Origin of the sequence: Defluviicoccus vanus (genome assembly GCF_014672695.1) — a bacterium.
Lineage (GTDB): Bacteria > Pseudomonadota > Alphaproteobacteria > Rhodospirillales > Defluviicoccaceae > Defluviicoccus > Defluviicoccus vanus.
On record NZ_CP053923.1, the window covers coordinates 3,671,031 to 3,696,203 of the forward strand.

General features: G+C 63.9%; 25 protein-coding genes and 1 pseudogene. 8 read left to right on the forward strand and 18 right to left on the reverse strand.

What is annotated here, in order from left to right; translation table 11 throughout:
* Positions 1 to 34: 34 nt before the first annotated feature.
* The 8 genes from HQ394_RS16705 to HQ394_RS16740 all read right to left on the reverse strand — a co-directional run bounded on the left by HQ394_RS16705 (position 35) and on the right by HQ394_RS16740 (position 9,265).
* Positions 35 to 2,548, reverse strand: coding sequence for an arylsulfatase (locus HQ394_RS16705; RefSeq protein ID WP_190261160.1), 2,514 nt, complete (start codon positions 2,546 to 2,548; stop codon positions 35 to 37).
* 122 nt (positions 2,549 to 2,670) lie between these two features.
* The gene (locus tag HQ394_RS16710) at positions 2,671 to 3,171 is read right to left on the reverse strand and encodes a hypothetical protein (protein ID WP_190261161.1); all 501 of its coding nucleotides are present in this window, start codon (positions 3,169 to 3,171) and stop codon (positions 2,671 to 2,673) included.
* Positions 3,172 to 3,203: 32 nt separating this feature from the next.
* Positions 3,204 to 4,760 carry a DUF1254 domain-containing protein gene (locus HQ394_RS16715; protein ID WP_223291668.1) on the reverse strand — a complete coding sequence of 519 codons (1,557 nt, stop codon included), beginning with the start codon at positions 4,758 to 4,760 and terminating at the stop codon, positions 3,204 to 3,206.
* 104 nt (positions 4,761 to 4,864) lie between these two features.
* Positions 4,865 to 5,623, reverse strand: coding sequence for an ion channel (locus HQ394_RS16720; protein WP_190261162.1), 759 nt, complete (start codon positions 5,621 to 5,623; stop codon positions 4,865 to 4,867).
* A gap of 64 nt (positions 5,624 to 5,687) precedes the next feature.
* Complete coding sequence (locus HQ394_RS16725; RefSeq protein ID WP_190261163.1) at positions 5,688 to 6,965, reverse strand: OmpP1/FadL family transporter; 1,278 nt, start codon at positions 6,963 to 6,965, stop codon at positions 5,688 to 5,690.
* Positions 6,966 to 7,053: 88 nt separating this feature from the next.
* The gene (locus HQ394_RS16730; protein WP_190261164.1) at positions 7,054 to 7,407 is read right to left on the reverse strand and encodes a hypothetical protein; all 354 of its coding nucleotides are present in this window, start codon (positions 7,405 to 7,407) and stop codon (positions 7,054 to 7,056) included.
* Positions 7,408 to 7,882: 475 nt separating this feature from the next.
* Complete coding sequence (locus HQ394_RS16735) at positions 7,883 to 8,515, reverse strand: hypothetical protein (protein WP_190261165.1); 633 nt, start codon at positions 8,513 to 8,515, stop codon at positions 7,883 to 7,885.
* A gap of 57 nt (positions 8,516 to 8,572) precedes the next feature.
* On the reverse strand, positions 8,573 to 9,265 hold the full coding sequence (locus tag HQ394_RS16740; RefSeq protein ID WP_190261166.1) for a DUF3313 domain-containing protein: 693 nt from the start codon (positions 9,263 to 9,265) through the stop codon (positions 8,573 to 8,575).
* A 292-nt stretch (positions 9,266 to 9,557) separates the two neighbouring features.
* On the opposite strand from HQ394_RS16740, the gene HQ394_RS16745 reads away from it, so the two are divergent.
* The gene (locus tag HQ394_RS16745; RefSeq protein WP_190261167.1) at positions 9,558 to 10,577 is read left to right on the forward strand and encodes an AraC family transcriptional regulator; all 1,020 of its coding nucleotides are present in this window, start codon (positions 9,558 to 9,560) and stop codon (positions 10,575 to 10,577) included.
* A 267-nt stretch (positions 10,578 to 10,844) separates the two neighbouring features.
* The gene (locus HQ394_RS16750; RefSeq protein WP_190263371.1) at positions 10,845 to 12,956 is read left to right on the forward strand and encodes a tetratricopeptide repeat protein; all 2,112 of its coding nucleotides are present in this window, start codon (positions 10,845 to 10,847) and stop codon (positions 12,954 to 12,956) included.
* On the opposite strand, the gene HQ394_RS16755 is transcribed toward HQ394_RS16750, so the two are convergent.
* Positions 12,953 to 13,270, reverse strand: coding sequence for a hypothetical protein (locus HQ394_RS16755; RefSeq protein ID WP_223291669.1), 318 nt, complete (start codon positions 13,268 to 13,270; stop codon positions 12,953 to 12,955). The genes HQ394_RS16750 and HQ394_RS16755 overlap by 4 nt on opposite strands.
* Positions 13,271 to 13,370: 100 nt before the next feature.
* On the reverse strand, positions 13,371 to 13,841 hold the full coding sequence (locus HQ394_RS16760; RefSeq protein WP_190261168.1) for a flavodoxin family protein: 471 nt from the start codon (positions 13,839 to 13,841) through the stop codon (positions 13,371 to 13,373).
* A gap of 191 nt (positions 13,842 to 14,032) precedes the next feature.
* On the opposite strand from HQ394_RS16760, the gene HQ394_RS16765 reads away from it, so the two are divergent.
* The 4 genes from HQ394_RS16765 to bluB all read left to right on the forward strand — a co-directional run bounded on the left by HQ394_RS16765 (position 14,033) and on the right by bluB (position 16,747).
* On the forward strand, positions 14,033 to 14,497 hold the full coding sequence (locus tag HQ394_RS16765; protein ID WP_317628960.1) for an ArsR/SmtB family transcription factor: 465 nt from the start codon (positions 14,033 to 14,035) through the stop codon (positions 14,495 to 14,497).
* Positions 14,469 to 14,870 (forward strand): arsenate reductase (glutaredoxin), encoded by a 402-nt coding sequence (gene arsC, locus HQ394_RS16770; RefSeq protein WP_456151453.1) that lies wholly within the window; start codon positions 14,469 to 14,471, stop codon positions 14,868 to 14,870. The genes HQ394_RS16765 and arsC overlap by 29 nt, the downstream gene beginning before the upstream one ends.
* A 15-nt stretch (positions 14,871 to 14,885) precedes the next feature.
* On the forward strand, positions 14,886 to 15,968 hold the full coding sequence (gene arsB, locus HQ394_RS16775) for an ACR3 family arsenite efflux transporter (RefSeq protein ID WP_190261169.1): 1,083 nt from the start codon (positions 14,886 to 14,888) through the stop codon (positions 15,966 to 15,968).
* Positions 15,969 to 16,084: 116 nt separating this feature from the next.
* Positions 16,085 to 16,747, forward strand: a complete 663-nt coding sequence (bluB, locus tag HQ394_RS16780; protein ID WP_190261170.1) for a 5,6-dimethylbenzimidazole synthase — start codon at positions 16,085 to 16,087, stop codon at positions 16,745 to 16,747.
* 4 nt (positions 16,748 to 16,751) lie between these two features.
* Here the strand turns inward: bluB and HQ394_RS16785 are convergent, their stop codons facing one another.
* The 7 genes from HQ394_RS16785 to HQ394_RS16815 all read right to left on the reverse strand — a co-directional run bounded on the left by HQ394_RS16785 (position 16,752) and on the right by HQ394_RS16815 (position 23,128).
* A complete protein-coding gene (locus tag HQ394_RS16785) occupies positions 16,752 to 17,018 on the reverse strand; it encodes a hypothetical protein (RefSeq protein WP_223291670.1) in 267 nt (88 codons plus the stop codon).
* Between the two features lie 94 nt (positions 17,019 to 17,112).
* Positions 17,113 to 17,931, reverse strand: coding sequence for a class I SAM-dependent methyltransferase (locus HQ394_RS16790; protein WP_190261171.1), 819 nt, complete (start codon positions 17,929 to 17,931; stop codon positions 17,113 to 17,115).
* Positions 17,932 to 17,949: 18 nt separating this feature from the next.
* Complete coding sequence (locus HQ394_RS16795; protein WP_190261172.1) at positions 17,950 to 18,711, reverse strand: competence/damage-inducible protein A; 762 nt, start codon at positions 18,709 to 18,711, stop codon at positions 17,950 to 17,952.
* A gap of 42 nt (positions 18,712 to 18,753) precedes the next feature.
* The gene (gene panE / locus HQ394_RS16800) at positions 18,754 to 19,692 is read right to left on the reverse strand and encodes a 2-dehydropantoate 2-reductase (protein WP_190261173.1); all 939 of its coding nucleotides are present in this window, start codon (positions 19,690 to 19,692) and stop codon (positions 18,754 to 18,756) included.
* A gap of 277 nt (positions 19,693 to 19,969) precedes the next feature.
* Positions 19,970 to 21,310, reverse strand: coding sequence for an IS1380 family transposase (locus tag HQ394_RS16805; RefSeq protein WP_190260656.1), 1,341 nt, complete (start codon positions 21,308 to 21,310; stop codon positions 19,970 to 19,972).
* A 686-nt stretch (positions 21,311 to 21,996) separates the two neighbouring features.
* On the reverse strand, positions 21,997 to 22,392 hold the full coding sequence (locus HQ394_RS16810; RefSeq protein WP_190261174.1) for an META domain-containing protein: 396 nt from the start codon (positions 22,390 to 22,392) through the stop codon (positions 21,997 to 21,999).
* A 160-nt stretch (positions 22,393 to 22,552) separates the two neighbouring features.
* A complete protein-coding gene (locus tag HQ394_RS16815) occupies positions 22,553 to 23,128 on the reverse strand; it encodes a Tll0287-like domain-containing protein (RefSeq protein ID WP_190261175.1) in 576 nt (191 codons plus the stop codon).
* 132 nt (positions 23,129 to 23,260) lie between these two features.
* Here HQ394_RS16815 and HQ394_RS16820 point away from each other — a divergent pair, with 132 nt between their 5' ends.
* Positions 23,261 to 23,689 (forward strand): YeeE/YedE family protein, encoded by a 429-nt coding sequence (locus tag HQ394_RS16820; protein ID WP_190261176.1) that lies wholly within the window; start codon positions 23,261 to 23,263, stop codon positions 23,687 to 23,689.
* 69 nt (positions 23,690 to 23,758) lie between these two features.
* On the forward strand, positions 23,759 to 24,121 hold the full coding sequence (locus HQ394_RS20220; protein WP_317629045.1) for a DUF6691 family protein: 363 nt from the start codon (positions 23,759 to 23,761) through the stop codon (positions 24,119 to 24,121).
* 72 nt (positions 24,122 to 24,193) lie between these two features.
* Here HQ394_RS20220 and HQ394_RS16830 read toward each other — a convergent pair.
* A pseudogene (locus HQ394_RS16830) lies at positions 24,194 to 25,057 on the reverse strand (LysR family transcriptional regulator); the annotation flags it as partial.
* Positions 25,058 to 25,173: the final 116 nt, after the last annotated feature.

Sequence of the window (25,173 nt, forward strand, 5' to 3'; positions counted from 1 at the left end):
CGGAGCCCGAAAAGCGGTAACGGTTCAGCGGCGGCTACCGTTGGTCGTTCGCCCTTGCCTCAGCTTCCTTGAGCTTCTTGATGTCGTCCGGCGTGAGCTTCGGCGGATCAAGCGCAACCGTCAGCTTGTCGATCCTGCCGGTGAAAGCGAACGGGACCTGATAGTCCTTGTCGTCGACCGGCGTGCCGGTGTCGGAGGCGATATCGAAGGTCTCGTCCCACGGCAGGATAAGCGGCACTGTGCGGTCCAGCTTCTGCGTCGCGACCACCTTGCCGTCCACCGAGAGCGTGCCCGTTCCCGACCGGCCGAGGCCACTGATGTTGTTGAACGCCAGCGTGCCGAAGCCGAGCCCGTCGTACTTGAAGTCGTAGACGAGCGTGTGCTTACCGGGCGAGAGCGCCTGGGGCGCTTCCCAGCGGACCCGTTTCAGGTCGAGAAGGTTCCACAGGAACACCGGCTTGCCCTTGAGAAGGTAGAGCCCGAAGCCGCCGAAACGGCCGCCTTCGGTAAGGATCACGCCTTCGCCGCCGCCTTGTGGGACGTCGATATCGGCGGTGATCGTATAGGACGTGTTCAAGATCTGCGGCGCCCCACCGTGCGGGATGCCGGTGATCGGCGTTCCGCCGTATTGGTAGACAAGCCGCCCGCCGGCGAGATCGGGTCGCGGCGCCACCAGGCGCGTCGCCACCGACGCATCGAGCGGCAGCACCTGATATTTGGCGAACTCGGCAAACATCAGGTCCTTCATCTCCTGCAGCTTAGCCGGGTTCTCGGCCGCGACGTCGGTGTACTGGGTCCAGTCCTTGCTGATGTCGTAGAGTTCGAACTTGAATGCACTCGCCGGGTCCTGGATCGCCGTGCCGAGAAGTTGCCACGGGGCGTGGATCGGCACCGCGCTCAGCATCCAGCCTTCGTTGTACAGCCCCTGGACGCCCATCATCTCGAAGTACTGGATCTTGTGCGTCGAGGCTGCGTCGGCGTTCGCCTTGTCGAAGGTGTAGGCGAAGCTGACGCCTTCGATCGGCTTCTGCTCAATGCCGTCGACGAACTTCGGTGCCGGAATGCCGGTGACCTCCAGCAGCGTCGGCACGACATCGATGACGTGGAAGAACTGGTTCCGCACGCCGCCCTTGTCGGTGATCCGCTTCGGCCAGGAAATGGCCATCGGCTGGCGAACACCGCCCCAGAACGACGGGACCTGCTTCGTCCATTTGAACGGGGTATCGAATGCCCAGGTCCAGGCGACCGGCATGTGCGGATAGGTCTGGTCGGAACCCCAGGCGTCGTACCACTTCATCTGCTCGGCGACCGGCAGTTCGACGCCGTTGAACTGCAGCACCTCGCTCGGCGTGCCGTTGGGCGAGCCTTCGGCAGACGAGCCGTTGTCGCCGACGATGTAGATGATCAGCGTGTTGTCCAGCTTGCCCATCTTGTCGACGGCGTCGATCACCCGGCCGATTTCGTGGTCGGTGTAGGCGAGGTAGGCCGCGAACACGTTGGCCTGGCGGATGTAGAGCTTCTTGTCGTCGGCGCTGAGAGTCTCCCATCGCTTCAGCAGGTCATCGGGCCAGGGTGTAAGCTTCGCATCCTGCGGAATCACCCCGAGACGCTTCTGGTTGGCGAAGATGGTGTCGCGCAACTTGTTCCAGCCCTCGTCGAACAAGTGCATGTCGGTGATCTTCTGGATCCACTCCGGCGTCGGGTGGTGCGGGGCGTGGACGCCGCCCGGAACGTAATAAAGGAAGAACGGCATCGTCGGATTGATGTCGTTCAGCATGTTCATCCAGTGGATGGCATCGTCCGCCATCGCCGTGGTCAGGTTCCACTTGGGGTTGCCGACGTAGGGATAGATCGGCGTGGTGTCGCGAAAGAGATTTGGCTGCCACTGGCTCGTATCGCCACCGACGAAGCCATAGAAGTGCTCGAAGCCCATCCCGGTCGGCCACTGGTCGAATGGACCCGCCTGCGATGCCGTCCAATCGGGCGTGTTATGGTCCTTGCCGTACCAGGACGTGCGGTAGCCGTTGTCGAGCAGAATCCGACCGATCGTCGCATTATCCTTGCCGATAATNNGCTGTTGTCCGGGGAAGCCGGTCGACTGTTCGGCGACGACGCCGAAGCCGACCGCGTGGTGGTTGCGGCCGGTGATGATCGCGGCGCGCGTTGGCGAGCAGAGCGACGTCGAGTTGAAGTTGGTATAGCGCAGGCCGTTGTTGGCGATGCGGTCGAGCGAGGGCGTCGGAACGGGGCCGCCGAAGGTCGACGCGGTGCCGAAGCCGGTGTCGTCGGTCATGATCAGGAGGATGTTCGGCGCATCCTTCGGCGGCACGACGCGCGGCGGCCACCACGGCTTCGACTGCGCGGCGTTGAGCTCGATCTGGCCGCCGAACTGTGGTGCCGGTGCCGGCAGTTGTTCACCGTTGATCGTCGTCGTTGCGTTCGGCGATCCCGGCGCACCGGTGACCTGCTGCGCAGATGCCGGCACCGCCCCCTGTGCCACCATTGCGAAGACTAGGCTTGCGATCAGGACCCACACGCTTCTGGACATAGCTTTCCTCCTCCGCGAAGTCGCGTAGCGACGCTAGCAGGAGCAAAGCGGCGGCGCTTGTCATTGCGCGCCACGGTCCCGCAACGCCGCCTCGACGGGGCGTCGCGGGCTTGGACGATCCCCTATTGCATCGTGATCACCACTGCGTCGCCGCCCAGCGATAACATCAGGCCCTCCCGCTTCGCCTTCAGGTGCATCACCACACCGTTCGGGTTCTCGAGCCACAGGTCGCCGGCACTGGCAGTGCCGACGGCGATACCGTAGCGGCCCTGACCGTAGGCGCCGGGGAAGTTAGCGACACTGGTGAGCTTGTAGACTTCCCCCTTGGCGTCGATGCTGGAGATGCCGATGCCGCCGACACCGAGGCCGCCGACGGTAAACGGATAGGTTTGCCCCTGGAACGTCAGCGTCCCGGTACCACCACCTGCGCTGCCGATATACGCAACCTGGACCTCCTGCATATCGACGTAGCCGCTTGGCGGCAGGCCCTGGAAACTGGGCGGCTCGCCAGAGGCCGATGTCCCGCCGCCGCTTGAACAGGCGGTGAGCAGCGCGGTTAGACAGGCGGCGGCGACGGCGGTACGAATGCCTGCAGACGTGCGGATAGGTTCTTTTTCCCTCATGAGTGCCTCCGATCTATGCGTTATGCCACGACTTAAGATTGCGGTTCGATCTCTCCCGGCCGCCAGGTTTTGTCGAACCATGCCTCCAACGGGCTGTAGAGGCGCAGGATCGTATTCCATCCCTGGCCCGGAATCGTCTGGATCCAGTTCTTTTCCTTGCCGGCAGGGGCTTTCGGCCCGAAGTAGACGTCCACCGAGCCATCGTCATTCATTAGCAGCCCTTTGGTCTGGCTGCTAACGCTCGGGAAGCGCTGGTCAGTCTGGACGAAGGAACGGGTCTGGTTGCTGTAGATAATGACCGACCAGAACTCCTTGACCGGAATGTTCGGCGGCAGATGCAGGCGGTAAGTCTTGCCGCCGTCGAAAATGTCGCCGTGGGCGTCCCGCGCCGCCCAGGCATACTGCGAACCGCGGCCGACCATCTTCTCTTCCATCGCCGGCGTCACGCCGGTCGCCATGAAGTAATAGAAGGTGTAGGCGTCGAAGTTAAGCACGCCCGGCTGGTTCTGGAACAGATAGCCGCCGACGAACGGAAGCTGCCAGGCGCTGTTCTCATAGTAATATGCGCCCTTGTCGCGCATATGGAAGGCGATGGCACGCGCTGTCGCATCTCCCACTGCCGCCGCTTCCGTCAGGATCTTCTTCATCCGCTCGTCCGGTGCGAACGGCTTGCCCTTCTCGATGCCGATCGACGCGTAGTAGCCGAGCCGGATCTGGTCGAGTGATTCGGTCGGCTCTTCCTGCACCACCTGGTTCAGCAGGTCCCAGAACGTGAAGTCGGCCGGGTTGATGATATTGAACGGTTTGCTGGAGAGGTCGACATAGGTCAGCGGTGGCACCGCTTTGCCCGCGTCGGCCAGCGGATAGATCTTGGTATACGTCTTGACCAGTTCGATGCCGGGTTTCGGNNGATTCCCGTCGACGAGGAAGCTGCGCCAGGGAAGCCATAGGTTGAAGGTCGGCGACTGAACGACATGATAGCCACTGGGCACTGGACCGTCGTATCCCGGCGGCAGCAGCAGGTACTTGCCGCCTTCTCCTTTATCCGGTCCGGTGATGCCGAGGTCGATGACCCAGCGGAACCACATGTCGTTGATGGTACCGAGGACCTTCGGCGGCACTTCCAGCACCAATGGGCCTTTACTGAGATCGACCCACGCCCAACTGTAGACGGTATTGTCGTTGAAGGTGAGGCCGACCGTCCGCGAATCGACAAGCTGTTCCCAGATCGGCACGACGGTGTTCACCGGGCCGAGAGTCCGGATGGCGTTGCGATCCGCCGCTTGGCTCACCGCAGGAATCGCCAAGAGATAGGCCTGCACCGCCCGCTGGAAATCGAGATTATCGTAAAGCTTTTCCGTGGTCGCTTTGTCTGGAATGCCGCTAGAAAGGCGGAGCGTACCGAGGCGGGTCTCGATCTTGTCCGGTGCTGCGATCCCGGGCGGCATCGGCGTCGAGTACTTGAACTGGGGATCGGCCGGCGGACCGTTGAGCATCTGCGCATCCGCCAAACCAGCGAAGACACTATTGGCAAGCAGCGCCGCCAAGGCAATCGAGGCGATACGCCACGATGCATTCACCGCGAACATTGAACAGATTCCTTCCGCTCTCACATCATCTTGTTTCGGACGATTGGTATCGGCGCTTGTTCGACGCGTCTGCACGCGTGAAGGCGCTCCGGTCCCGCTCCCGCTCAGTCCCGTCGCTTGTCGATCGGACGCCCGATCCAACTGCGCCAGCGGGGCGGCGGTCGTGACGCTCCGGGTTGATAAAGCCCGGCGAGGCGCGCGATCAGCACCGCCACGTAGAACGTGCCGAACATCTGCTCGAGAATTGCCAGTGACTGGGCGTGGCGACTGACCGGCGTGATATCGCCGTATCCCGTGGTCGTCAGGGTGGTGAAACTGANAGTCATCATATCGCGGATCGACAACGGGGTCGCCGCATCCGAGTGCCCCATGATGTTGAACGAGCCGGGGACGAGACTATCGCAGAGGCCGTACAGCCCAGCCCAGCCGATGGCCGTCAGCATGTAGGCGGCGATGGCGCCGGAAATCTTGTCGGCGCTCACCGGTCCGGGACGAAGAACGGCTCGCAGCACATTGTAGATTGTGAAGCCATAGAATATGGCCACCGCGAGATAGCGGAAATTGCCAATAAGTGAAATATTGTAGAAGGCATATATCCACTCAAGGACAATAATAGGTGTCGATAGAGCAAACGTTAACAGGAGTGTTTTGCGTGAATGACTGGCTGCATAGGCCGCTGCAGCAAGAATGACGGAGTTAAGGGCGGCGAAACCCAACGTTGCAGCGGGTGTTTCCTGGTGAAATGGATAAAGGATGACGAGAAGAATGAGCACGGCGAGCAGGTAGCCGAACCGGACGTCTTCAGGCTCGCCTTTTCCCTGCCCCTGATGATACGTCCCGCTCTGGTCAGGCTCTGCGGTCATCGCTTTTGACTTCCCTGAACGTGTTCCGTCCCTTCTCACGCTCCTGAACGAGCCGAAGGTCCGCCTACAGCCTCCAATTCAGTGTGACGTTGAAGAAGTGTACCTCGTTGGTCGAGTAGTCGCCTTGCAGCGTTCCGGCGAGGGGGCCACGGCTACGGTTGATGTCTGCATTGCCGAGGTTTAGGTATTCGTAGGCTCCACCCAAGGTCAACACGTCGCTCAACGTGTACTGGATGCCGGTGCCAATGCGGTATTGCTGGTCGAGGGGAAGTGCCGGCGTCCGCTCGCTCTTCGACATCGGCGAGGTATCGAAGGCGAAGCCGACCATCCACAGCCAGCCAGGCGCTACCTTGTACCGGGTGCCGANGGCCAACCCCCAGGTGTCCTTGTAGTTGAGGTTGGCAGTGGTGCTCCGGCTCGTCGTCGAGGTGATTTCGAGCGACGGCTGGCCGAACTGGCTCCAGTCCTGCCAGTTGACGCTACCCACGACCGCGAGGTCGTCGGTGATGTCCTGATAACCGGAGAGCAGGACCTGCTGCGGGATGGTAAGGCCGAGGTCGATCTTGGTGTTGGAAATCCGCGGATCGAGCGCGTTGAAAAGCTCGCCGCCGCCGCTCAGGTCTGGCTTTTGCTTGAAGTCCATGTCCACTTGCGAGGTGTAGGTAACGCCGATACGCGTTCCCTTCACCGGCTCGACCAGAATTCCGGCGAGACCGCCGGCACCCACATCGTTGCTCTTCAACTGGATCTGGCCATCGCTGCCACCGGTGACGTTGGCGACGGCGGTCTTGTAGTTGAGGCGGCCGTAGAGGACCTGGGCGCCGATGCCCAGCGACAGCCAGTCGTTCACCCGGTAGGAGGCGACCGGAAAGGCACCGAGCGTCAGCAGGTCCGCTTGCGTCCCGTAGTAACGACCGGCCCAGCTGCTTTCGTATTCCAGTGCCCCGCCAAAGTTGGAGGCGAGGGAAATGCCGAATTTCAGGTCGGGGGTGGCACTGTAGACGCCATAGGCACCCATGCCCGGCAGGAAACCCATGGCATTGCCACCGTTGCCGCCGCTCGTTGTTGTCCCGCTGTCACGGTTGAACTCGGTGATTCCGTAGGCGGGCTGGATGCCGACCAGCAGTTGCGACTGATCGAGCCTCGCCATGCCAGCAGGGTTGCCGAAAGCGGTGGTGGCGTCGTCGGCAAGTGCGGCGCGGCCAGCCGCCGCCGTTCCGAGATCGGGGGAGCCCATCTCGGTGAGGAAAAGACCGCCGGCATGGGCATCGTCGGTACTACCGACGGTGGCGACAACGATGCCGAGTGCCGCGCCGTATAGCGCCGATCGATGCCTGCTCATGGCCTATTTCCTTAAGTCTTGCAGCGGGCGAACCTGCCGTAGCGCACCTGGTCGTCAAGGATGCCGACACCCTGGAACGCATCAGGCGTCACATTGTAGGGCGCGATGGTGATTCCGAAGAGTACACTCCGTTGACGTCTTTCAGTTTTTCATCGAGCCGCGCCGGTGGGGCAAGTACATCGAGATAGATCTTGCCCCCTTCCAGTTTCCAGAAGCCCACCGCGTCGGCCTGGCCTTCGCGCATGCTGACCACCGAGCCATTCTTGCTGAAAACAAGAAACTCAGCACTGACGTCGGAGCATTTTCCCTCGTTGACTACCCAATTGCCGACGAGGGATGCCTCCGTCAACGCGGCCGCCGCGGCACCGTCTGCGGCGCCGGCGCTACCGCTCACCATCGCGGCTACGGCGAACGCCGCGATCACGCCCGTTGTTTTGACCATGACCTAGTCTCCCCTTCGTCCGAGATATTAGTAGCGTGGCGGGCCATAGCCATAGCCATAGCCATAGGGGGCGGCGGCGGTGGACGGTAGCCGTAGCCGCCGCCGTAGCCACCGTAGCCGTAGCCGCCGCCATACCCTTGCGGGCCCGGGCCCTGGCCTTCGCCCGCCATCTGCTCTGCATCGCCTGCGTCTGTTGCCGCTCCATCTGCATGTTCTCCTGCTGCATCTCCTGACGTTTGGCGAGCATGCGGCCGGCCATCATGCCGCCCATGAAGCACGTGGCACCGCAACTGTTCGCTGCGGCTGGCACAGCTTCCCCACAACAGCAGTTGCGACGAGGGCAACCAAACAGAGGCTAGCCTTTAACCTGAAGCCTGCGAACACCTTTGCCTCCCTTGCTAACGGCAGTTCTGGATCGTGCGATCGGGGCCGGATACGTTGCGCAGTTTACCAAGTCCCTTCCGATCGACCGGGACTATTTTGCCGGCTCTACCGCCACGGCGACGGCTTCGGAGATAACCGCGGTGATCTGGTCACCCACTTTGATCGACGCCAGCATGCTCTGATATTCGGGGTTGTTGACGTTGAGGGTGCGGATCTCGCCGCCGTCCGGATTGACCAGCGAAATGCTGTGCGCTGCCGGGTTGACGCCGACGACGAGGCCGGTGAGGACGACTTTGCCTTCGACCGCGCCTGCCGGCAGCTGTCCTGGGACCGCGCGCGCGGCGGCCAATGCCAGCATGTCTTCGGGAGTCTTCGTTCCCGCAGGGGCGACCACGTAGGCAATCGAGTCCACATAGTGGACAACGACGATGTCGCCGGGTTTTACCTGCGGCAGATTTTGCACCGCCGGGCCGACCTTCAACGTCTTCGTCTCACCCGATGGGCCGACGAGCGTTACGGTACGCGCGGTCAGATCGACCGCTTTTACCGTCGCCTTGGCGCTGATCGTGTCGGTGTCGCCGGCACCGAACATGCCGGATGCTTGGGCGTGCGCCGGCGCGGCGGACGCCGTCAACACCACCGGCGCGGCGAAAATCGAAAGGCACAAGACGACACCGAGCCCCCAAGCGGACGATGCCCGGCGATGTTTCAGTGCTGCAGTCATTTTCTACCTCCTCTGAATTCACAGGCGCTCAATCTCGAGCCAGGAACTGCTGCCCCCTTACGGGCAAACCCCAAGTTGTTTCATCCGCTCGCCGAACTGCTTCGCCCACGCCTTGAAAGCGTAGTCCACGTCGGCCCACGAGTTGAAGGTATCGCTGCCGGGGGCGTTCGCTCCGGCCCGCTTGTCAACCGCCTGCCAGACTAGCTGGCCGGTCGTCGCGTCGGTGGCGTAGGCCTCGATCGTCGCCGAGCCGGTGAACACACCGGCACCGCTGTTGAAGGCGTAGCCGCCCAGGGTGCTGAGGATGCGCGCCTGGGGCACGTAGGTTGAAATTGTGTTGAGTGCCGGCTCGGATGCTTCGGCTTCCACCAGGGCAAAACGGACCGTTAGTGTTCCGGGGGATGGCGTGGTCACCATCTGGCAGCGCTGTGAGGCGGCGTTGTAGAGCTCGCCAAAGAGGGCATTGGCGAATGCCTGCCGCTTCTCCGGTGGCACGTCATTCAGCTTCGAATTGGTGCCCGTCCACAGCGTCACTGGTTCAAGCTGTATTTTCGTGTACGTCGGCCAGTTGGCGCCCGAATTGAGATAAACGAGAGCCGGTTGGTCTTCCTTGCCTTTCTGCAGCAGTGATGGGTCCGGCAGGAAGCCAGCCACAGGCTTGACGTCGGTGATCTGCTTTGTCGGCGCACAGGCGGCAGCGAGCGTCACCAGGCAAACTGCGACAGCGAACCGTCCAACTTTGACAAACATTTCCGTTCCTTACTGAGGAGTAAGCCTATCGTTACCATTCGATCGGGACCAAGTACGATTCAGAGCGGATAGCACAATCTAGCCATCCACAACAGGGTGCGATCCCGAACGGAATGAGCCGATATCGCTCGATTTGAGTCTTAACCCACCCAATCTTGTTTGTTCTTGTCATTTTATGCCAATCTGTACCGCAAGGTTGCTTTTAAATGACAGAAAATTCATATGGCCGAGCACATCCGCGTGCAGGCGACGTTGCGAGTAGGTGATAGTCTGGCGACGGATGGGGGCGGTGATGACGGCCAAAGCGGTTCCGCTGGCGCGGACAGGGGCTCTTGAGCCTNNTTTTGTGCGCTTTCTTGACGACATCGGCGCACCGGTTGAGCGCCTGCTGGAACAATCCCGGCTATCGCCTCAGTTGCTCTCCCGCCCCGAAGCCCTATTCGCCCTTCATCAGGGTTTAAGCTTCCTTGACCGGTCGGCGAGGAGCGAAGACATCCCGCATCTCGGACTATTGGTCGGGCAGCAAACCCGCATTGCCGAACTGGGGGAATTGGGTCAACTGCTGACGAGTTCGATGACTCTCTATGCAGCGATCCGGATGCTGACACAGGTCGTCACGCTCTTCAACTCGGCAGAGCGCCTTTCGCTCCTTTTGGAAGGAAGTAAAGCCTTTTTCTGCCATGCCTTTGCGTTTGGCAACACCGTCGGGCGTCGCCATGGCGATTTATTTACTCTGATGGTGATGCTTGACGTTATTCGCAGCGCCGCCGGTCCTCGGTGGTGTCCGTGTGCGGTGTGGCTGCCGGCATCGGAACTCTCGCATCGCGCCAGCTATGAGCGGCTCCTGGAAACGAGTGTGCTGTTTCATGCCAATTGGTGGGCGATTGCCTTTGATCGCTGTTTGCTTGCCAAGCCGCTTCGCTATTTCGGTACCGTTGATCGTAGCCAGGAGGACCCCCTGCAATCGCTGCACGTCCTGGCGCCGGCAAACGACTTTACTGGCTCGCTGCGCCAGGTGATTGCGTCATTTCTCGCCCAGGGCAACCCGCAAATCGGTGTCGTTGCCGAAGTCGTCGGCCTCAGCGTGCGCACTTTGCAACGGCGGCTAGCCGAGGAACGGTGCAGCTTTTCGCAACTGGTCGAAGACGCGCGCCTGCAGGCAGCGCGGCGCCTGATGCGCGAGACAAACATCAAACTGGTCGATGTGGCGCTCGAACTCGGCTATTCGGATGCCGCCAACTTCACCCGCGCCTTCCGCCGTTGGACCGGGCTGTCGCCGCAGGCGGCGCGCCGCCTTGATGCGCTGATCTGACAGATGTGCCGTCTCATCCCCATCGCTGATGCCGTGCCGCGACGGCCAAAGCCGCTTCATCAACCCCGCAGTCAATCCGCCCGCACCACCATGTTCCGTTCGATCTGACGCATCCTGACCCTGTTGGCTTTCGTTGGCTTGATCGTTGTGCAAGCGCCGCGCGGCGCGCTGCCTGCCGACGCTCCGAGCTTTGTCGGCAGTGCCGCCTGCGGCAGTTGTCATGCGAGTGAGATGGCGGCCTGGCGTGGGTCGCATCATGACCTCGCCATGGCCGAAGCGAACGAGAAGACGGTGCTCGGCAATTTCGCCGGCGCCACCTTCACCCAGGACGGGATCACCTCCCGCTTTTTCCGGCGTGACGGCAAATATTTCGTCAACACTGATGGTCCCGACGGCAAGCTCGCCGACTTCGAGATCCGCTACACCTTCGGCGTCGATCCGCTGCAGCAGTACCTGATCGCGTTTCCCGACGGTCGGCTGCAGGCGCTCGGCATTGCCTGGGATGCTCGCCCGCAAGTGCTAGGCGGCCAGCGCTGGTTTCACCTCTATCCGAAAGATACCCCGAAGGCGGGAAGCCCACTGCACTGGACCGGTCTCGATCAGACATGGAACTTCCAGTGTGCAGAGTGTCATTCGACGGAACTGCGCAAGAACTACGACGCGGCGAAAAATACCTATGCAACCACCTGGGCCGAGATCAATGTCGGGTGCGAAGCCTGCCATGGCCCGGGGTCGGCACACTTGGCCTGGGCCAAGAGTGGCGGCCAGCACGGTGACAATGGTCTTACCGTGCAGTTCGATGAGCGCCGCAATGTCCACTGGTCGCTCGATCCGGCGAGTGGCACCGTCGTCCGCAGTACGCCACGCACGAGCGCCAAGGAATTGGAGACCTGTGGCGTCTGCCATGCCCGCAGCACCAAGATCGCCGAGACTTGGCGGCCGGGCGACTCGCTGCTGCAGTCGCACATGCCGGCTCTCTTGCAGCCGGGGCTGTTCGAAGTCGACGGCAAGATGCAGGACGAAGTCTACAATTACGCTTCCTTCCGGCAGAGCCGGATGTTCGCTGCCGGCGTCTCTTGCAGCGATTGCCACAACCCGCATTCCTTGAAGCTGGTGGCTGACGGCGATGGTGTCTGCCTGCAGTGCCACACTGGCGATACCTTTGCGACCACCGCCCACCACCATCATCCGGTAACGTCGCCGGGGGCGCGCTGTGTCGCCTGCCACATGTCGGTGCGCACCTACATGATCGTCGACCCTCGCCACGATCACGGCTTCCGCATCCCCCGTCCCGACGAGTCGGTGCGCTTTGGCACCTCGAACACCTGCAACGACTGCCATACCGACAAGGATGCGGCCTGGGCCGCCGCCGCGGTCGTGCGTTGGTACGGACCGCAGCGCAAGGGCTTCCAGACCTGGACCGAGGCGCTCGCCGCCGAGCATGCCGGCAGCGCCAATGCGGCAATGTTGTTGGCTCGGCTCGCCAACAGCGAGCAGGCGCCGTCGATCGCCGGGCGGGCGACGGCGCTGGAAGACCTCGCCATGTATCCCGGCCGCGATGCCGCCGCTGCGGCGCAGCGCGGCCTGACCGACGCCGATCCCCTGGTCAGGCTGGCGGCGCTGCGCACTTTGCAATCCTATCCTGTCGAGCAGAGCTGGCCGCTGGCGAACCGTCTGCTTGGCGATCCGGTGCTGGCGGTGCGCAGCGAAGCGGCGTCGCTGCTGGCAGCGATGCCGACGGACCGTCTGTCCGCCGATGACCGCTCCCGGCTGGCGGCGGCGCTCGACGATTTCATCAAGGTGCAGCGGGTGAATGCCGACCGGCCTGAGCATCGGCTCAACCTCGGCAACCTCTTCCAACAGCAGCAGCGTTTCGCCGAAGCGGAAGCGGAATACCTCGCGGCGCGTAGCCTCGATCCTACGTTCATCCCCACCTACATCAGCTTCGCGCAGTTGCGGGCGCAGCAGGGGCGCGATAGCGACGGCGAACGCATCCTGCGTGAGGCGCTGGTGCGCCTGCCCGAAGACGCCGCATTGCACCATGCGCTCGGCCTTAATCTCGTCCGCCAACGCCGCACTGCCGACGCAGTGGCGGAACTGGCGCAAGCCGCAAGGATCGACCCGGCGGATGCCAGATTCGCTTACGTGTATGCCATTGCGCTGAATTCCGTTGGTCGCACCAAGGAGGCCGTTCAAATTCTGGAAGCCAGCAACATCCGCCACCCGGCCGACCGGGACACACTACTTGCGCTGACCACCCTCAACCGCGATGCGGGGCAGTTGGACGCTGCTCTCGGCTGGGCCGAAAAGCTTGCTGCCATCGATCCCACGGCGGCGCCGCTGGTCGCCCAGCTGCGACAAAAGCTACCTCCGCGCTAAGCCTTGCGCGTCAATCTGCTCTTCATCTGCGACCAGCTTCGTTCCGTCCACGACAGCGCCCGCAGGGCGGGGCGGAGGATGACCGGAACGTCGTGGGCAAGGAGGAGGACGCCCACCGGCAGCATCCAGAAGCCGAGAATCGGCAGGAAACCGAGGAAACCGCCGCCGATAAACAGCAGGGCAATGGGTATGCGCAGCCAGACCGCCCGCGGCTGCCGCAGGGAAGAGACAGCCTTGGCGGCAAATCCTGGCAGTCCGGCTTCCAATCGATCAAGCCGCTGGTCGAGTTCCGCCATGTCATGGTTGGCCGTCAACGTAGGGACCTCGCATTATTGTTCGGGGATAGGGGCCGCGCCGATGTTGCACGAGTGATGCGGCGGCTGGCGAGAGGAGTTCACCGCCCCGGCGCCGGTTTCAGAACATGCCGGCTTCGAGACCGGCTGCCATCAGCATGCCGAGATCCCGGCAGCCGCCGACGAACTCCTCCCGCCATCCGCCGCGACAGATCAGCGGCTCCTGCACCCGGCGCCAACGCAGACCAGTGACGATCGACTCGACGGCGCGCCTGGTACCGGTGCCATCGTGGCCGGCACGAATAAAAAGCGCGTAAGGCAGCCCTTCTGTTTTTTCCAAACAGGGGTAATAGCAGCGGTCAAAGAAATCCTTCAACGCCCCGCTCATGTAGCCAAGGTTTTCGGTCGTTCCGAGGATGATACCGTCTGCCGCCAGGACGTCATCGGCATTGACGGCAAAAGGGCTCAGCGCGACAACGGTTACGCCCTCGATCTCCGGCGAACTGGCACCGGCAATCACTGCGTCGCGCAGCGTCTCGGTGTTGGGCGATGGCGCATGCGCGACGACGAGCAGCCGCTTGCTGGTCCTCATGGGCGCCTCAATGTGTGCACGGCTCCCGGTCAAGTCGCGATGTCGGACGGGGCGTCACCTAGCAACCAATGCTTACATCAAGGATCGATTGACGGCGAGACTGCAAGTGCGTAACGCGCGCTAAGAGCGCCGATACGTGAAGCGGCCGCGCCCCGGCATGGGCGGGGGAACCCTGCGACCGCAGGGACCAGATGAGCGCGTCGGCGACAAGCGGCAAGAGCCTTGACTTATTTTCATGGTTCTATAAACATGAAAATATGGAAACGAAAAAGGCCGTCGAAGCGCTGAGTGCGCTGGCTCAGGAGCATCGCTTGGCCGTGTTCCGGCTGCTGGTTCGCGAAGGCCCGAACGGCCTGCCGGCTGGCGCGATCGCCGAGAGGATGGCGGTGCCGCCGCCGACGCTGTCGCACCACTTGGCACACTTGGAGCGGGCAGGATTGCTTCGTTCCTGGCGCGTCGAACGCCGCATATTCTATGCCGTCGACGTGGAAGGAACGCGCCGCTTGTTGACGTTCCTCACCGAAGACTGCTGCCAGGGACACCCGGAGATTTGTGGCTACAGAAGCGGAGGAGGTTGTCGTGACGATCACCATTTATCACAATCCGAAGTGCGGGACGTCGCGCAACGTGCTGGCGTTGATCCGCAACACGGGTGAAGAGCCTCGCATCGTCGAATACCTGAAGACGCCGCCGACGCGCGAGGAACTCGTGGCTCTGCTGGCACGCTCCGGGCTTACTCCGCGCGAGTTGCTGCGCCGTAAGGGCACGCCTTACGACGAGCTCGGGCTGGATGACCCGGCATTGACCGACGACCAGCTCATCGACGCGATGATTGCGCATCCGATCCTTATCAACCGGCCGCTCGTCGATACACCCCTCGGAGTCCGCCTCTGCCGACCGTCGGAAACGGTGCTCGACATTCTCCCCAACCCACAGCAGGGAGGCTTCGCCAAGGAAGACGGTGAGGTTGTCGTCGATGCATCGGGGCAACGGGCANNCGCTGACGCTCCAGCACGCTGCAGAAACTGAATCGGAGCGCAACGCATGACCAGCGAAGACAGCGCTGCTGCCGCAAGACTTCCGCCATCGCCGGCGCGCGCCGGCCTCGGCGTGTTCGAGCGCTACCTGACGCTGTGGGTGGCCCTGTGCATCGTCACCGGCATTGTCCTCGGCCACTGGTTCCCATCGCCGTTGCAGGCTATCGGCCGGATAGAGGTCGCGCAGGTCAACCTGCCGGTCGCCGTGCTGATCTGNGCGATGATCATCCCCATGCTGCTGAAGATCGATATCGGCGCGCTGCATCAGGTGAAGGAGCACTGGCGCGGCATCGGCGTGACGCTGTTCATCAACTGGGCGGTCAAGCCGTTTTCGATGGCGCTTCTCGGCTGGTTGTTCGTGGGTTTCCTGTTCCGGCCGTGGCTGCCTGCCGACCAGATCGACAGCTATATCGCCGGGTTGATCATTCTCGCCGCCGCCCCCTGCACGGCGATGGTCTTCGTTTGGTCCAACCTCTGCGACGGCGAGCCGCACTTCACGCTCAGCCAGGTGGCGCTCAACGATACGATCATGGTCTTCGCCTTCGCGCCGATCGTGGGATTGCTGCTGGGGCTGTCGTCGATCGTCGTCCCCTGGGAGACGCTGGTCATCTCGGTGGTGATGTTCATCGTCATCCCGGTGATCATTGCCCAGATCTGGCGCCGTGCCTTGCTGGCGCGTGGCGAAGCGGCGCTGAAACGCACCCTCGACGCAATGCAGCCGGTGTCGCTAATCGCCCTGCTCGCCACCCTGGTGCTGCTGTTTGGCTTCCAGGGCGAGCAGATCCTGGCGCAGCCGCTGATCATCCTCATGCTGGCGGTGCCCATCCTGATCCAGGTCTACTTCAATTCCGGCCTTGCCTATCTGCTCAATCGTCAGTTTGGCGTTGCCCACTGTGTCGCCGCCCCATCGGCGCTGATCGGAGCGTCGAACTTCTTCGAACTCGCCGTCGCCACCGCCATCGTTCTCTTCGGCTTCAACTCCGGCGCTGCCCTGGCCACCGTCGTCGGTGTCCTAGTGGAGGTTCCGGTGATGCTGTCGGTGGTGCACCTGACCAGGCGAACCAGGAACTGGTATGAACGCCGACGGTGATGTCTGGGCGATCACATCGCCCTGCAACGTCGTAGCGGTCAGACAAGCACGCAGGCGGCAATCCACTGCAGCCGGTCATCGACAGAGACTCGACTCTTGCTCTAGATTGAGCCGTCATGACCATTGTTGCCAACGCGCTTCCGGCTCCTCCCGCTTTTGATGCGGCCTTCCGCGGCGAACTTGAGCTGCTGTATCGCTGGCGTCGCGACGTGCGGCGTTTCCGCAGCGATCCCATTGATCCGGCGCTGCTCGATCAACTGCTGGCACTGGCGATGCTGGCGCCGTCGGTTGGCAACTGTCAGCCGTGGCGTTTCGTCCTGGTGGAAAGCCCCTCCAGCCGCCAGGCTGTTCGGCGTATTTTTGAAGCGTGCAACCAGGAGGCGCTCGGCAGTTACGCCGGCGAGCGCGCAGCGCTCTACGCCCGTCTGAAGCTGGCAGGTCTGGACAAAGCGCCGGTGCAACTCGCCGTCTTCGTCGATGCCGCAACGGCGACCGGTCACGGCCTCGGCCGGCAGACGATGCCGGAAACCGTTGCCTATTCAGTGGTGGGGGCGGTGCATGCCCTGTGGCTTGCTGCCCGTGCGCATGGCCTCGGCGTCGGCTGGGTGTCGATTATCGATCCCGANTCGGTCCGCACCACGCTGCGCGTTCCTGAAGCCTGGCGGCTGATCGCCTATCTGTGCGTCGGCTATCCGGAAGAAGAACACCTCGACCCGGAGCTTGAACGCTCCGGCTGGCAGTCTCGCCTCGATGGCGACGGACTTGTTCTCCGCCGCTGATGCCTTAGTCGCGCTCCTCACCCAATTGCATCACGCCCACGGCCATGCCGAGGGAGCCGAAAGTGACGAACAGGCCGAAGAACAACAGCGCCAGCGACAGCGTGCGATCGGGCGAGTGCGCGATCATCGTCCACAAACCGGCGATGTCGAAGAGAAGGATCAGCAGGCCGAAGACCACCCCGCCGACGGTGCCATAGATCAGGTGGTGCAGCAGGAACATCAGCAAGCGACGTTGCTGCTTCGCTGCGGTCGTCGACGGCATGTGGGTCATGGCGATATCCTTCAGGGGCCCAGGACCGTAAGGCGACGGCAGGCGAGGGGACCTATCCAGCACTCAGTATAGCACTTTAGCTGGGCAGACGGCTTCAATCCCGACGGTGGGCGGCAAAGCGGAGCCGGACATAATCGGCCATCCAGTGCCCCGCCGCATCGCAGAGAACGGGCCGCAGCAGATCGATAGCCGCCGCACGTGCCGCCGCCCGCTCTGTCGTCGGCAGCGCGGCGAAATAGCCCGCGGCAAAGGTGTCGAGCCAGCCGTCCATGTTGGTTGGCAGCGCCGTCTGCCGCGGGAAGAGAGCGATGCTATCGACGCTGAACCCGTTGCGGGCGAGTGCTGCGGCATAGGCGTCTGCCGTGGGAAATACCCAGGGTGCCGGGATCTGCTTGACCCCGCGGGCCAGGAGCACCGCGGCGAGAGCGACGCGGATGGCAGCGACATTGCCATGGCCGCCCATTTCGCCAATGAAGCGTCCCCCCGGCCGCAGGGCGCGATATACGCCGGCTAGCACCGGGTCGGGTGCGCCCATCCAATGCAATGCGGCATTGGAAAACACGGCATCGAATTCGCCATCGAAGTGCAGGGCGGCGCCATCCATCACCCGCGCATCCAGCCCGCGCGCCACGGCTGCGGCCACCTGCGCCGGCGATGCATCGACACCGACCACCCTGGCGCCGGCCTTGGCCAGTGCCCTGGTCAACGTGCCGTCACCGCAGCCGAGATCGAGGATGCGCTCACCCGGCTGCGGTGCCAGCAGTTGCAGCACCGGTTCGCCAAGCACAGGTACAAATCCGGCGTGGGTAGCGTAGCCGTTTGGGTCCCAGTCCGCTGCCGTGCCGTCCGGGGTGATCTGGCCGGTGGCGGTTGAACTGGCGCCGCTACGCTCGACGCGTTCCTTGTCGGCCATCATCCGTTCCCACGTTGCTCATCCCCGGTTGTCCTCGATCGCCTCGGCGCCAGTTGCTTCGATCATCGTCTGCACCGCCTCGGCAGCGGCGTCTACCGCCGCCACGTCGGTGCCGCGGACGACGAGGCTGACACCGAAGCGGCCGGAACGGGCGAAAGGATAGCTGCCGATTTCGACTCCCGCGTGCGTCGCCTGGATCATCGTAAGCGCCTGGGCGATCGACCCCTCGGTGGTAAACGAGGCGATCGTTCGCGACAGCATCGGCGCGCCGCCCTTGAGCCGATGGCGCAGGCCGTCGAACATCGCCCGCATGATCGCCGGCACCCCCGGCAGGACGATGACGTTGTCGATCTGGAATCCTGGCGCGGTGCTGACCGGATTGTCGATCAGGATCGATCCCTCCGGCACATCCGCCATCTTCATCCGCGCCGGGTTGACCTCGGAGCGGCGATAATGCTTCAGCAGTGCCGCCTCGGCGTCGGGATGGCGAATGAGTGGCCGGCCCACCGCCTTGGCGATGCAGGCGGAGGTAATGTCGTCGTGGGTGGGGCCGATGCCGCCGGTGGTCAGCACGTAATCAAAGGCGCTACGGCAATGGTTGACCGTGGCGATGATCGTCGCCTCGTCGTCGGGGATGACCCGGGCCTCGGTGACGCGGATGCCGATCTCGTTCAGCGCCTGCGCCAGGANACGGAGGTTCTGGTCCTGGGTGCGGCCAGAGAGGATTTCGTTGCCGATGATCAGCACGCAGGCGGTGACCGTGGCGGTGGGTGTGGTCATCCGGCGCGGGCTCCCTGATGCATGGCGGTTCTCCGTCGTTCCTCAGGCCGCGGCATGTTCGCGCCCCTGCCGGCTGGCGGACGCCTGCAAGTGCAGATAGGCGAGCGACAGCAGTGGAGCAGCGATGCCGTGCGCGGCGCCGCGACGGATCAGGTCTCCGATGACGTGGTCGGCCTCGGTGCGATGGCCGCCTTCCAGATCGCGCAGCATCGACGCGGCCATGGTCGAGCGCCGGTCGACGAGCAGCTTTTCGCCGCCGGCCTTGGCATTTGGCCGAAGCGGGTGGGCGTTGGCGGCGGCGATTGCGGCCGCCTCGTCGCGAATGCCGAGGATCAGCGCCTCACCGCCGGGATTGGCGAGGATATCGCCTACCGTTGCCCGCATCAGGCATGTGGCGCCGGCCAGTGTGGCGATGAACGCGTGCTTCTCCCACATCTCCTGGATGATGTCCTGGCTTTGCACCCCGTCGAATTTGGCCTTGCCGATGGTCGCAGCCAGCTTTGCGGTGGGTTCGGCCTGCTCGGGGCTGCGGGTGCCGAAGACGAAGCGATGCAAGGGCGAGAGGTGGCGGATGATCCCATCGGCGGTCAGCGTTGCCGTGATCTGGGCGAGCCCGCCCAGGACACGCGAAGCGCCGAAGCTGGCATCAAGCCGGTCCAGGTGCGAAAGGCCGTTGAGGATCGGCAGCACCAGCGTTGCCGGACCGACGGCCGGCGCAATCGCCGTCAGGGCATCGTCGAGGTCGTAGGCTTTGCAGGTGAGCAGCACCACGTCGTAGCCGTCGCCAGGATCCTCGGCGGTGACGGTGGCAACCGCCTTGCGGATATCGCCGCAGGGACTTTCGATCACCAAACCATCTTTCACCAGCTGCTGCTGGCGGCGCGNCTGCCGCACCAGGAAGGTGACATCTGCACCAGCCTCGCTCAGCCGGCCACCATAATAGCCGCCCATCGCCCCGGCGCCAAGAACGAGGATACGCATCCGACTGCCTCCCGGGTTGCCCAGTTTGCGCGCACCCTAGCGACCCTACCGCGCCGACGCTAGTGGGGTCGCAGCGCAAACGCTTGCGGTTGCCCTGGGCTGCTAACCGCCATTATGCACCGCGCTGATGCTCGCACTTGACACCCGGGCAACCACTCTCCGTTAGGTTGCGTTTGGGCGTGGCGTCCCGCCGCCAGCCGGAGATGGGGACGGTATGTGGGGTGGGGCTGGTGGGTTCACGATGTGGGTGGCGTTTGGGGGCACATCGCCCCATCGGTCAGGTGACCAAGCGTGGGATCCGGCCGAGGGCGAGGCGCAGGATGTCCTGGCACGGGGTGGCGGTGGGCAAGTGGACCTTGATCATGGTCTTCATCTCGATCACCCGCGCCGCCATCTTGATCAGCCGCAGTCGGAGAGTGTCGAACTGGGCGACACGCCAGACCGAGTGCTTTGGCATCAGCCCGCGCAGGCTCCACAGCAGCCAATACGCCCCGGCATGGAGGAACAGGCGGAACTGGTTGGCGGTGGCCGCGTGGCAAGAGGTGCGGTCGGCGGCCAGGTGGGTCTTCCAGGACTTGATGTGGTTCTCGGCCTGTCTCCGCTGGCAGTAGATGCCCTGGTACAGGGAGCGGCCATCGCCGCCGGTCAGGTTGGTGACGATGAAGCGGGTGTCGGTGCCGTCTGGTCCTGCCTCGACGCAGGCGACGATGCGCTCGACCCGGCTCCAGCTTGCGGCGCCGTCGAGGAATTCCTTGAAGCGGCGGAGCTTGCCGCCGTCCGGGGTATCGTCGAACCGCTTCTGGGTGCGGGCTTCCAGGGCAAGGATATGGGCGCGGAGCGTCGGGGTCGGCGCCACGCCGAAGATGTAATCGACGCCTTCGCCCCGGCACCAGTCCAGGACCTCCGGCGCGCAGTAATGGCTGTCGGCTCGCAGCAGGACGGAGGTCTGGGGCCAGTTGGCGCGGATGGCGCGGAGCAGGCGGCGCAGAAAGGTGCGGATTTCCACGCCCTTGGGCCGCTTGGCAGGGCGCAGCACGGCGGTGACGAAGCGGCCTTCGCCGTCGAACACCACGATGGGCTGGAACCCGTATTCGTCATAATGGGCGTTGAACAGCCGAAGCTGCTGGCCGCCGTGGACGGCGTCGAAGGTGTCGTCGATGTCGAGCGTGATCCGCTTCGGCACCTGCCGGAACGAGGCGCAATAGAGATCGACCATGGCCCGGCCGATGCGCAGCAGCGCCCGCTTGCCCGGCAGGTTCTCCAGCCGCGAGATGGTCGATTGCGAACACAGCGCGCGGCCCGACGGCGCCTGATCCAGCGCCATCTTGAACACCGGATCGAGCCGCAAGCCGGTGGCATCGTTGCCGTCCTCGTATCCGGCGGCGATCATCAGCAGCCGGAACCGGATGATCTCGGCCAGTCCATGGATGGTCTGCCCCGGCGCCCGTGGATCATCCAGGCAGGCGGCCAGTCGCGTCGCCACGCCAAGGCGGGCCTCGATCTCGCGCAGCGCCAGCACCCCGGCAGCCGAGGAAAGCTCGCCACCATCAAACCGGGCCACCACCGTCTTGCCGGAGACGGGTGACAGGCCGGGGAGCGGTATCGTCGGATCAACCATGGCGGGTGCGGCCTCCGGAAACGGCAGGATCAGGCTTCAGTAACAATATCCTAAATCCGTTCAACGGCTTACGCTACACCCGCCAGCCAACGTGCATTTTTCGGGTTAGCCCGGAGCACGCTGCCGGTGTGGAACAACGTTGCCGCAATCAAGTACTACGACGCGTTGATCGAGTTCTCCGTCGATGCTGCAGGCAAGCTCACGCAAACCGCGCTGTCGACCTTTACCCTTTCGCAGAGCCTGATCATCTCCAACTTGAAGGGCGGGAATTACAGCAACGTGGTATACGGGTCGACCAGCATCGCCGGGCACCGGCGTCGGCGGTCCCGCTGGGCCAGACCGCCTGGACGTCAGCTGCCACCGCAAACGGCTGCTTGCCGTCGGCCACTTGGTACACCGGGCCGATTGCATCGAACCCGCTCAAAGCGCGACTTCAGAAGTCAGGCATTACGCAGATCCAGTACAGTCACGGGATCCGTGATAGTTCATGCTATTGCTCACAATATTTTTGCCCGTCTGGTCTAATCGGCGCGCAACATGTGGCGATACGCTATTGCCTGTGAGCTTTACTACTGACCGCCGTACTGGCCATTCGGTTCCGGAGTCGCAGATCAGCTTTACGCTGAAGCCGTAGGCGCGCAAACGGACCTGTCGGTGGGCACTCCCATGCCTGCCGACAGCCGGCCTCACAGCGGCCCTGTCATCCGGGTCAGCGTCATCGCCTGGTTGCCGGACGGGTCGAATAACGTCAGCAGCCAGTCGGACATCGTGAACCGCTGCGCCGTCTGCAACGCCTGCAGGAACCCTGCCTCCTGGCGCATTACCTCGGGCGGGCACATCATCCGCGTCGTCGCCAGCGGCCCCACCGCCAGCTGGTCGCCGGCATAGCCGATGGTGCCGTTGAAGGTGTTGCAGCCGCCGTTGCCGGTGATCCGCTGACCCACGTCGAAGCGCACTGAGGAGGCGGGGTAAAGTGACGCCTCCTGGCCGGCGATGGTCTGGGCGAGCCATTGCGTCCCAACCAGCGGTTCGGGGCCGCCGCTGCTGGCGCCTCCCGGCCCGGCGCATGCCGCCGCTGTCATCGTCAAGCCTCCCGTGATTACCATTGCTGCCAATCTGCGTCCGCGCTTGTGCACCGTTTCCTCCCGCTCACCGGATACCATTGCATTCGCCCAGGATCAGCCGCCGGGCGCGCCGATGCCAGCGGAAACTGCGCGCCGGAACCTTTTGGCGATTGTCCCCTTACGGCAGCGGCTGGGTGACGGTAAAGGCGCCACGAATGTCGCCGAGCGTATAGCCCGTCGCCTGATCCGCCGGGTAAAGGGCCGCCAGTTTCGCCGTCAGATCGGGGACGAGATTGCTGCCGTGGCAGCTGAGGCAGACCTCGCCGGTGGGAATCGCTTTCATGTAGCGAAAGGCGGGCTTGCCATCGACATCCACCACCTCCCAGCTTTCGAGCGCGGCCATCGGCTTGCCCGCTGCCTTTTCCGTCTCGAAGCGGGTCAGCACCGTCCGCTGCCAGGCATCCGGCGTGTTGGCAGGATTGCGTGGTTTCAGGCTGGTGCGACCCACCTGCCAGCCATGCGCGCTCGACTGCTGCGCCGCGATTGCCGGTGCTGCAACGTTGCACACCTCGATCGCCGCCACCGGTCCATCCGTCGCCAGGGCCGTCTGCAGGGCCTGCTGCAGCGTTTGCGCGAAATCCTTGGCCACCGCGCGGCTGGCCTCCACCCGCGCCTCGATGTCGTCCGCCGCAATCGCCGGGTGGCCGCTCGCCATTGCTGTCGCCGCCATGATCGCCGCGATCAAAGTGCGCATCCGCATCATCGCTCCTCGCTTGCCGTGCCCGCCCGCTGCGGTGCAGTGACCGTATATGCCGCATTGCTAATTTATTGACAAGCCCGTACTGTCGGCGCCGCCTCGTCGTTGACAGCGCCAAAGGGGGATCGCATGACGACATTCTCACTACTTGCCGCGCTCGCCGGCGGTGGATTGATCGGCCTCGGCGCGGTGCTGCTGCTGTTAGCCAACGGCCGCATCGCCGGCATCTCCGGTATCGTCGGCGGCCTCGCCGAGCGGGCGCCGGGCGACCTGGGCTGGCGCCTCGCCTTCATCACCGGGCTGCTGCTGGGCCCCTTCGCCGTCGCGGCGGTGACCGGCGCACTGCCCGCGATCCACGTGGATGCGCCGCCGGCGCTGGTGATCCTGGCCGGCCTGCTCGTTGGCTTCGGTACCCGGCTCGGCAGCGGCTGCACCAGCGGCCACGGCGTCTGCGGCCTCGCCAGGCTGTCGTCGCCGCGCTCGCTGGCAGCGACGCTCACTTTCATGGGCGTGGCGGCCGCCGTCGTGTTCATCGTCCGCCACCTGCTCAGAGGTTAGGCGATGGCCCGCATCTTCGCCGCCCTCTTCGCCGGCCTGCTGTTCGGCGCCGGCCTTGCCGTCTCGCGGATGATCGATCCGGCGGTGGTTCTTGCCTTCCTCGATCTGGGGGCAATCCGCAGCGGCGGCTGGAACCCGAGCCTGGCCTTCGTCATGCTGGGTGCCCTGGTGGTGACCGGCGTCGGTTACCGCCTCGTCCTCACCCGCCGCTCACCGCTCCTTGCCGAGCGCTTCTCCCTGCCGGCGAAGCTGCCGATCGATCGCCGCCTCGTTGGCGGTGCGGTCCTCTTCGGCCTTGGCTGGGGGCTCGTCGGCTACTGTCCCGGTCCGGCGCTGGCCGGCGTGGGATTCGGCGAGGTGAAGACCTGGCTGTTCGTCCTCGCCATGCTGGCTGGCATGGGCCTCTATCGGCTGTTCGCCCGCAGCCGTTGAGTGGTCTTCGCCGACTTGCGAGCGCAGGGGGATGCCCTGATCCCAGTAGGGCGCGGCGCGGAAGTGCTCGACGAGGCAGTCGATGAAGGTGCGCACCTTGGCCGAGAGATGGCGGCTCGGCGGCCAGACGGCATAGATCCCAAGCTGCGCCAGCCGCCAGTCGGGCAGCACCAGTTGCAACGCGCCGCTGCGCAACGCTCCCGAGACGATGAACGTCGGCAGGTTGACGATCCCCATACCGTCAATCGCCGCCCGCATCAGCACGTCGCCGTTGTTGCTGTGCAGCGGCCCCGCCACCTTGACCGCCACGACGCTGCCGTCGCGTTCGAACTGCCAGACATCGCGCGCCACCGCGTAGGTGTAGAGGAGGCAGGCATGCTCCTTCAGCGCCGCGGGATGGTTGGGGCGGCCGTGCCGCGCGAGGTAGGCGGGCGACGCGGCGACCACTATCCGGCTGGGGGCGAGGAAGCGCGCCTTCAGGCTCGAATCCTTCAGCGTGGCGATGCGGAGCGCCAGATCGAAGCCCTCTTCCACCAGATCGACCAGGCGGTCGTTGAGGCTGAGTTCCACCGTTACCGCCGGAAATGCCTGCTGATAGGCGCAGACGGCAGCCGCCAGATGCAAGATGCCGAAGCTCATCGGCGCGCTGATCCTGAGCACCCCCGACGGCTGCGCCGTCGTCTCCCGCGCCGTTCCCTCCGCTTCGTCGAGGAGGTCAAGGATCTCCTGGCTGCGGCGGACGAAATCGGCGCCGGTCTCGGTCAGGCTGAGGCGCCGCGTCGTCCGGTGGAGGAGTTTCGCGTTCAGGTGCGCTTCCAGATCGGCCACATGCTTGGTCGCCATCGCCCGCGACATCCGGAGCGACAGGGCGGCGGCGGCAAAGCTGCCCTTGTCGACGACGGCGACGAAGGTGCGCAGCGCCGTGAACAGGTCCATCAATTATATCCCAAAAACAAACAATCAATTCGCATCAAGCGGGATTATTCTATCGCATGCCGGAGCTAAATATCCATCGTCGCCAGTGGCGGCCACTCGCCACCGACCGGCTTGGC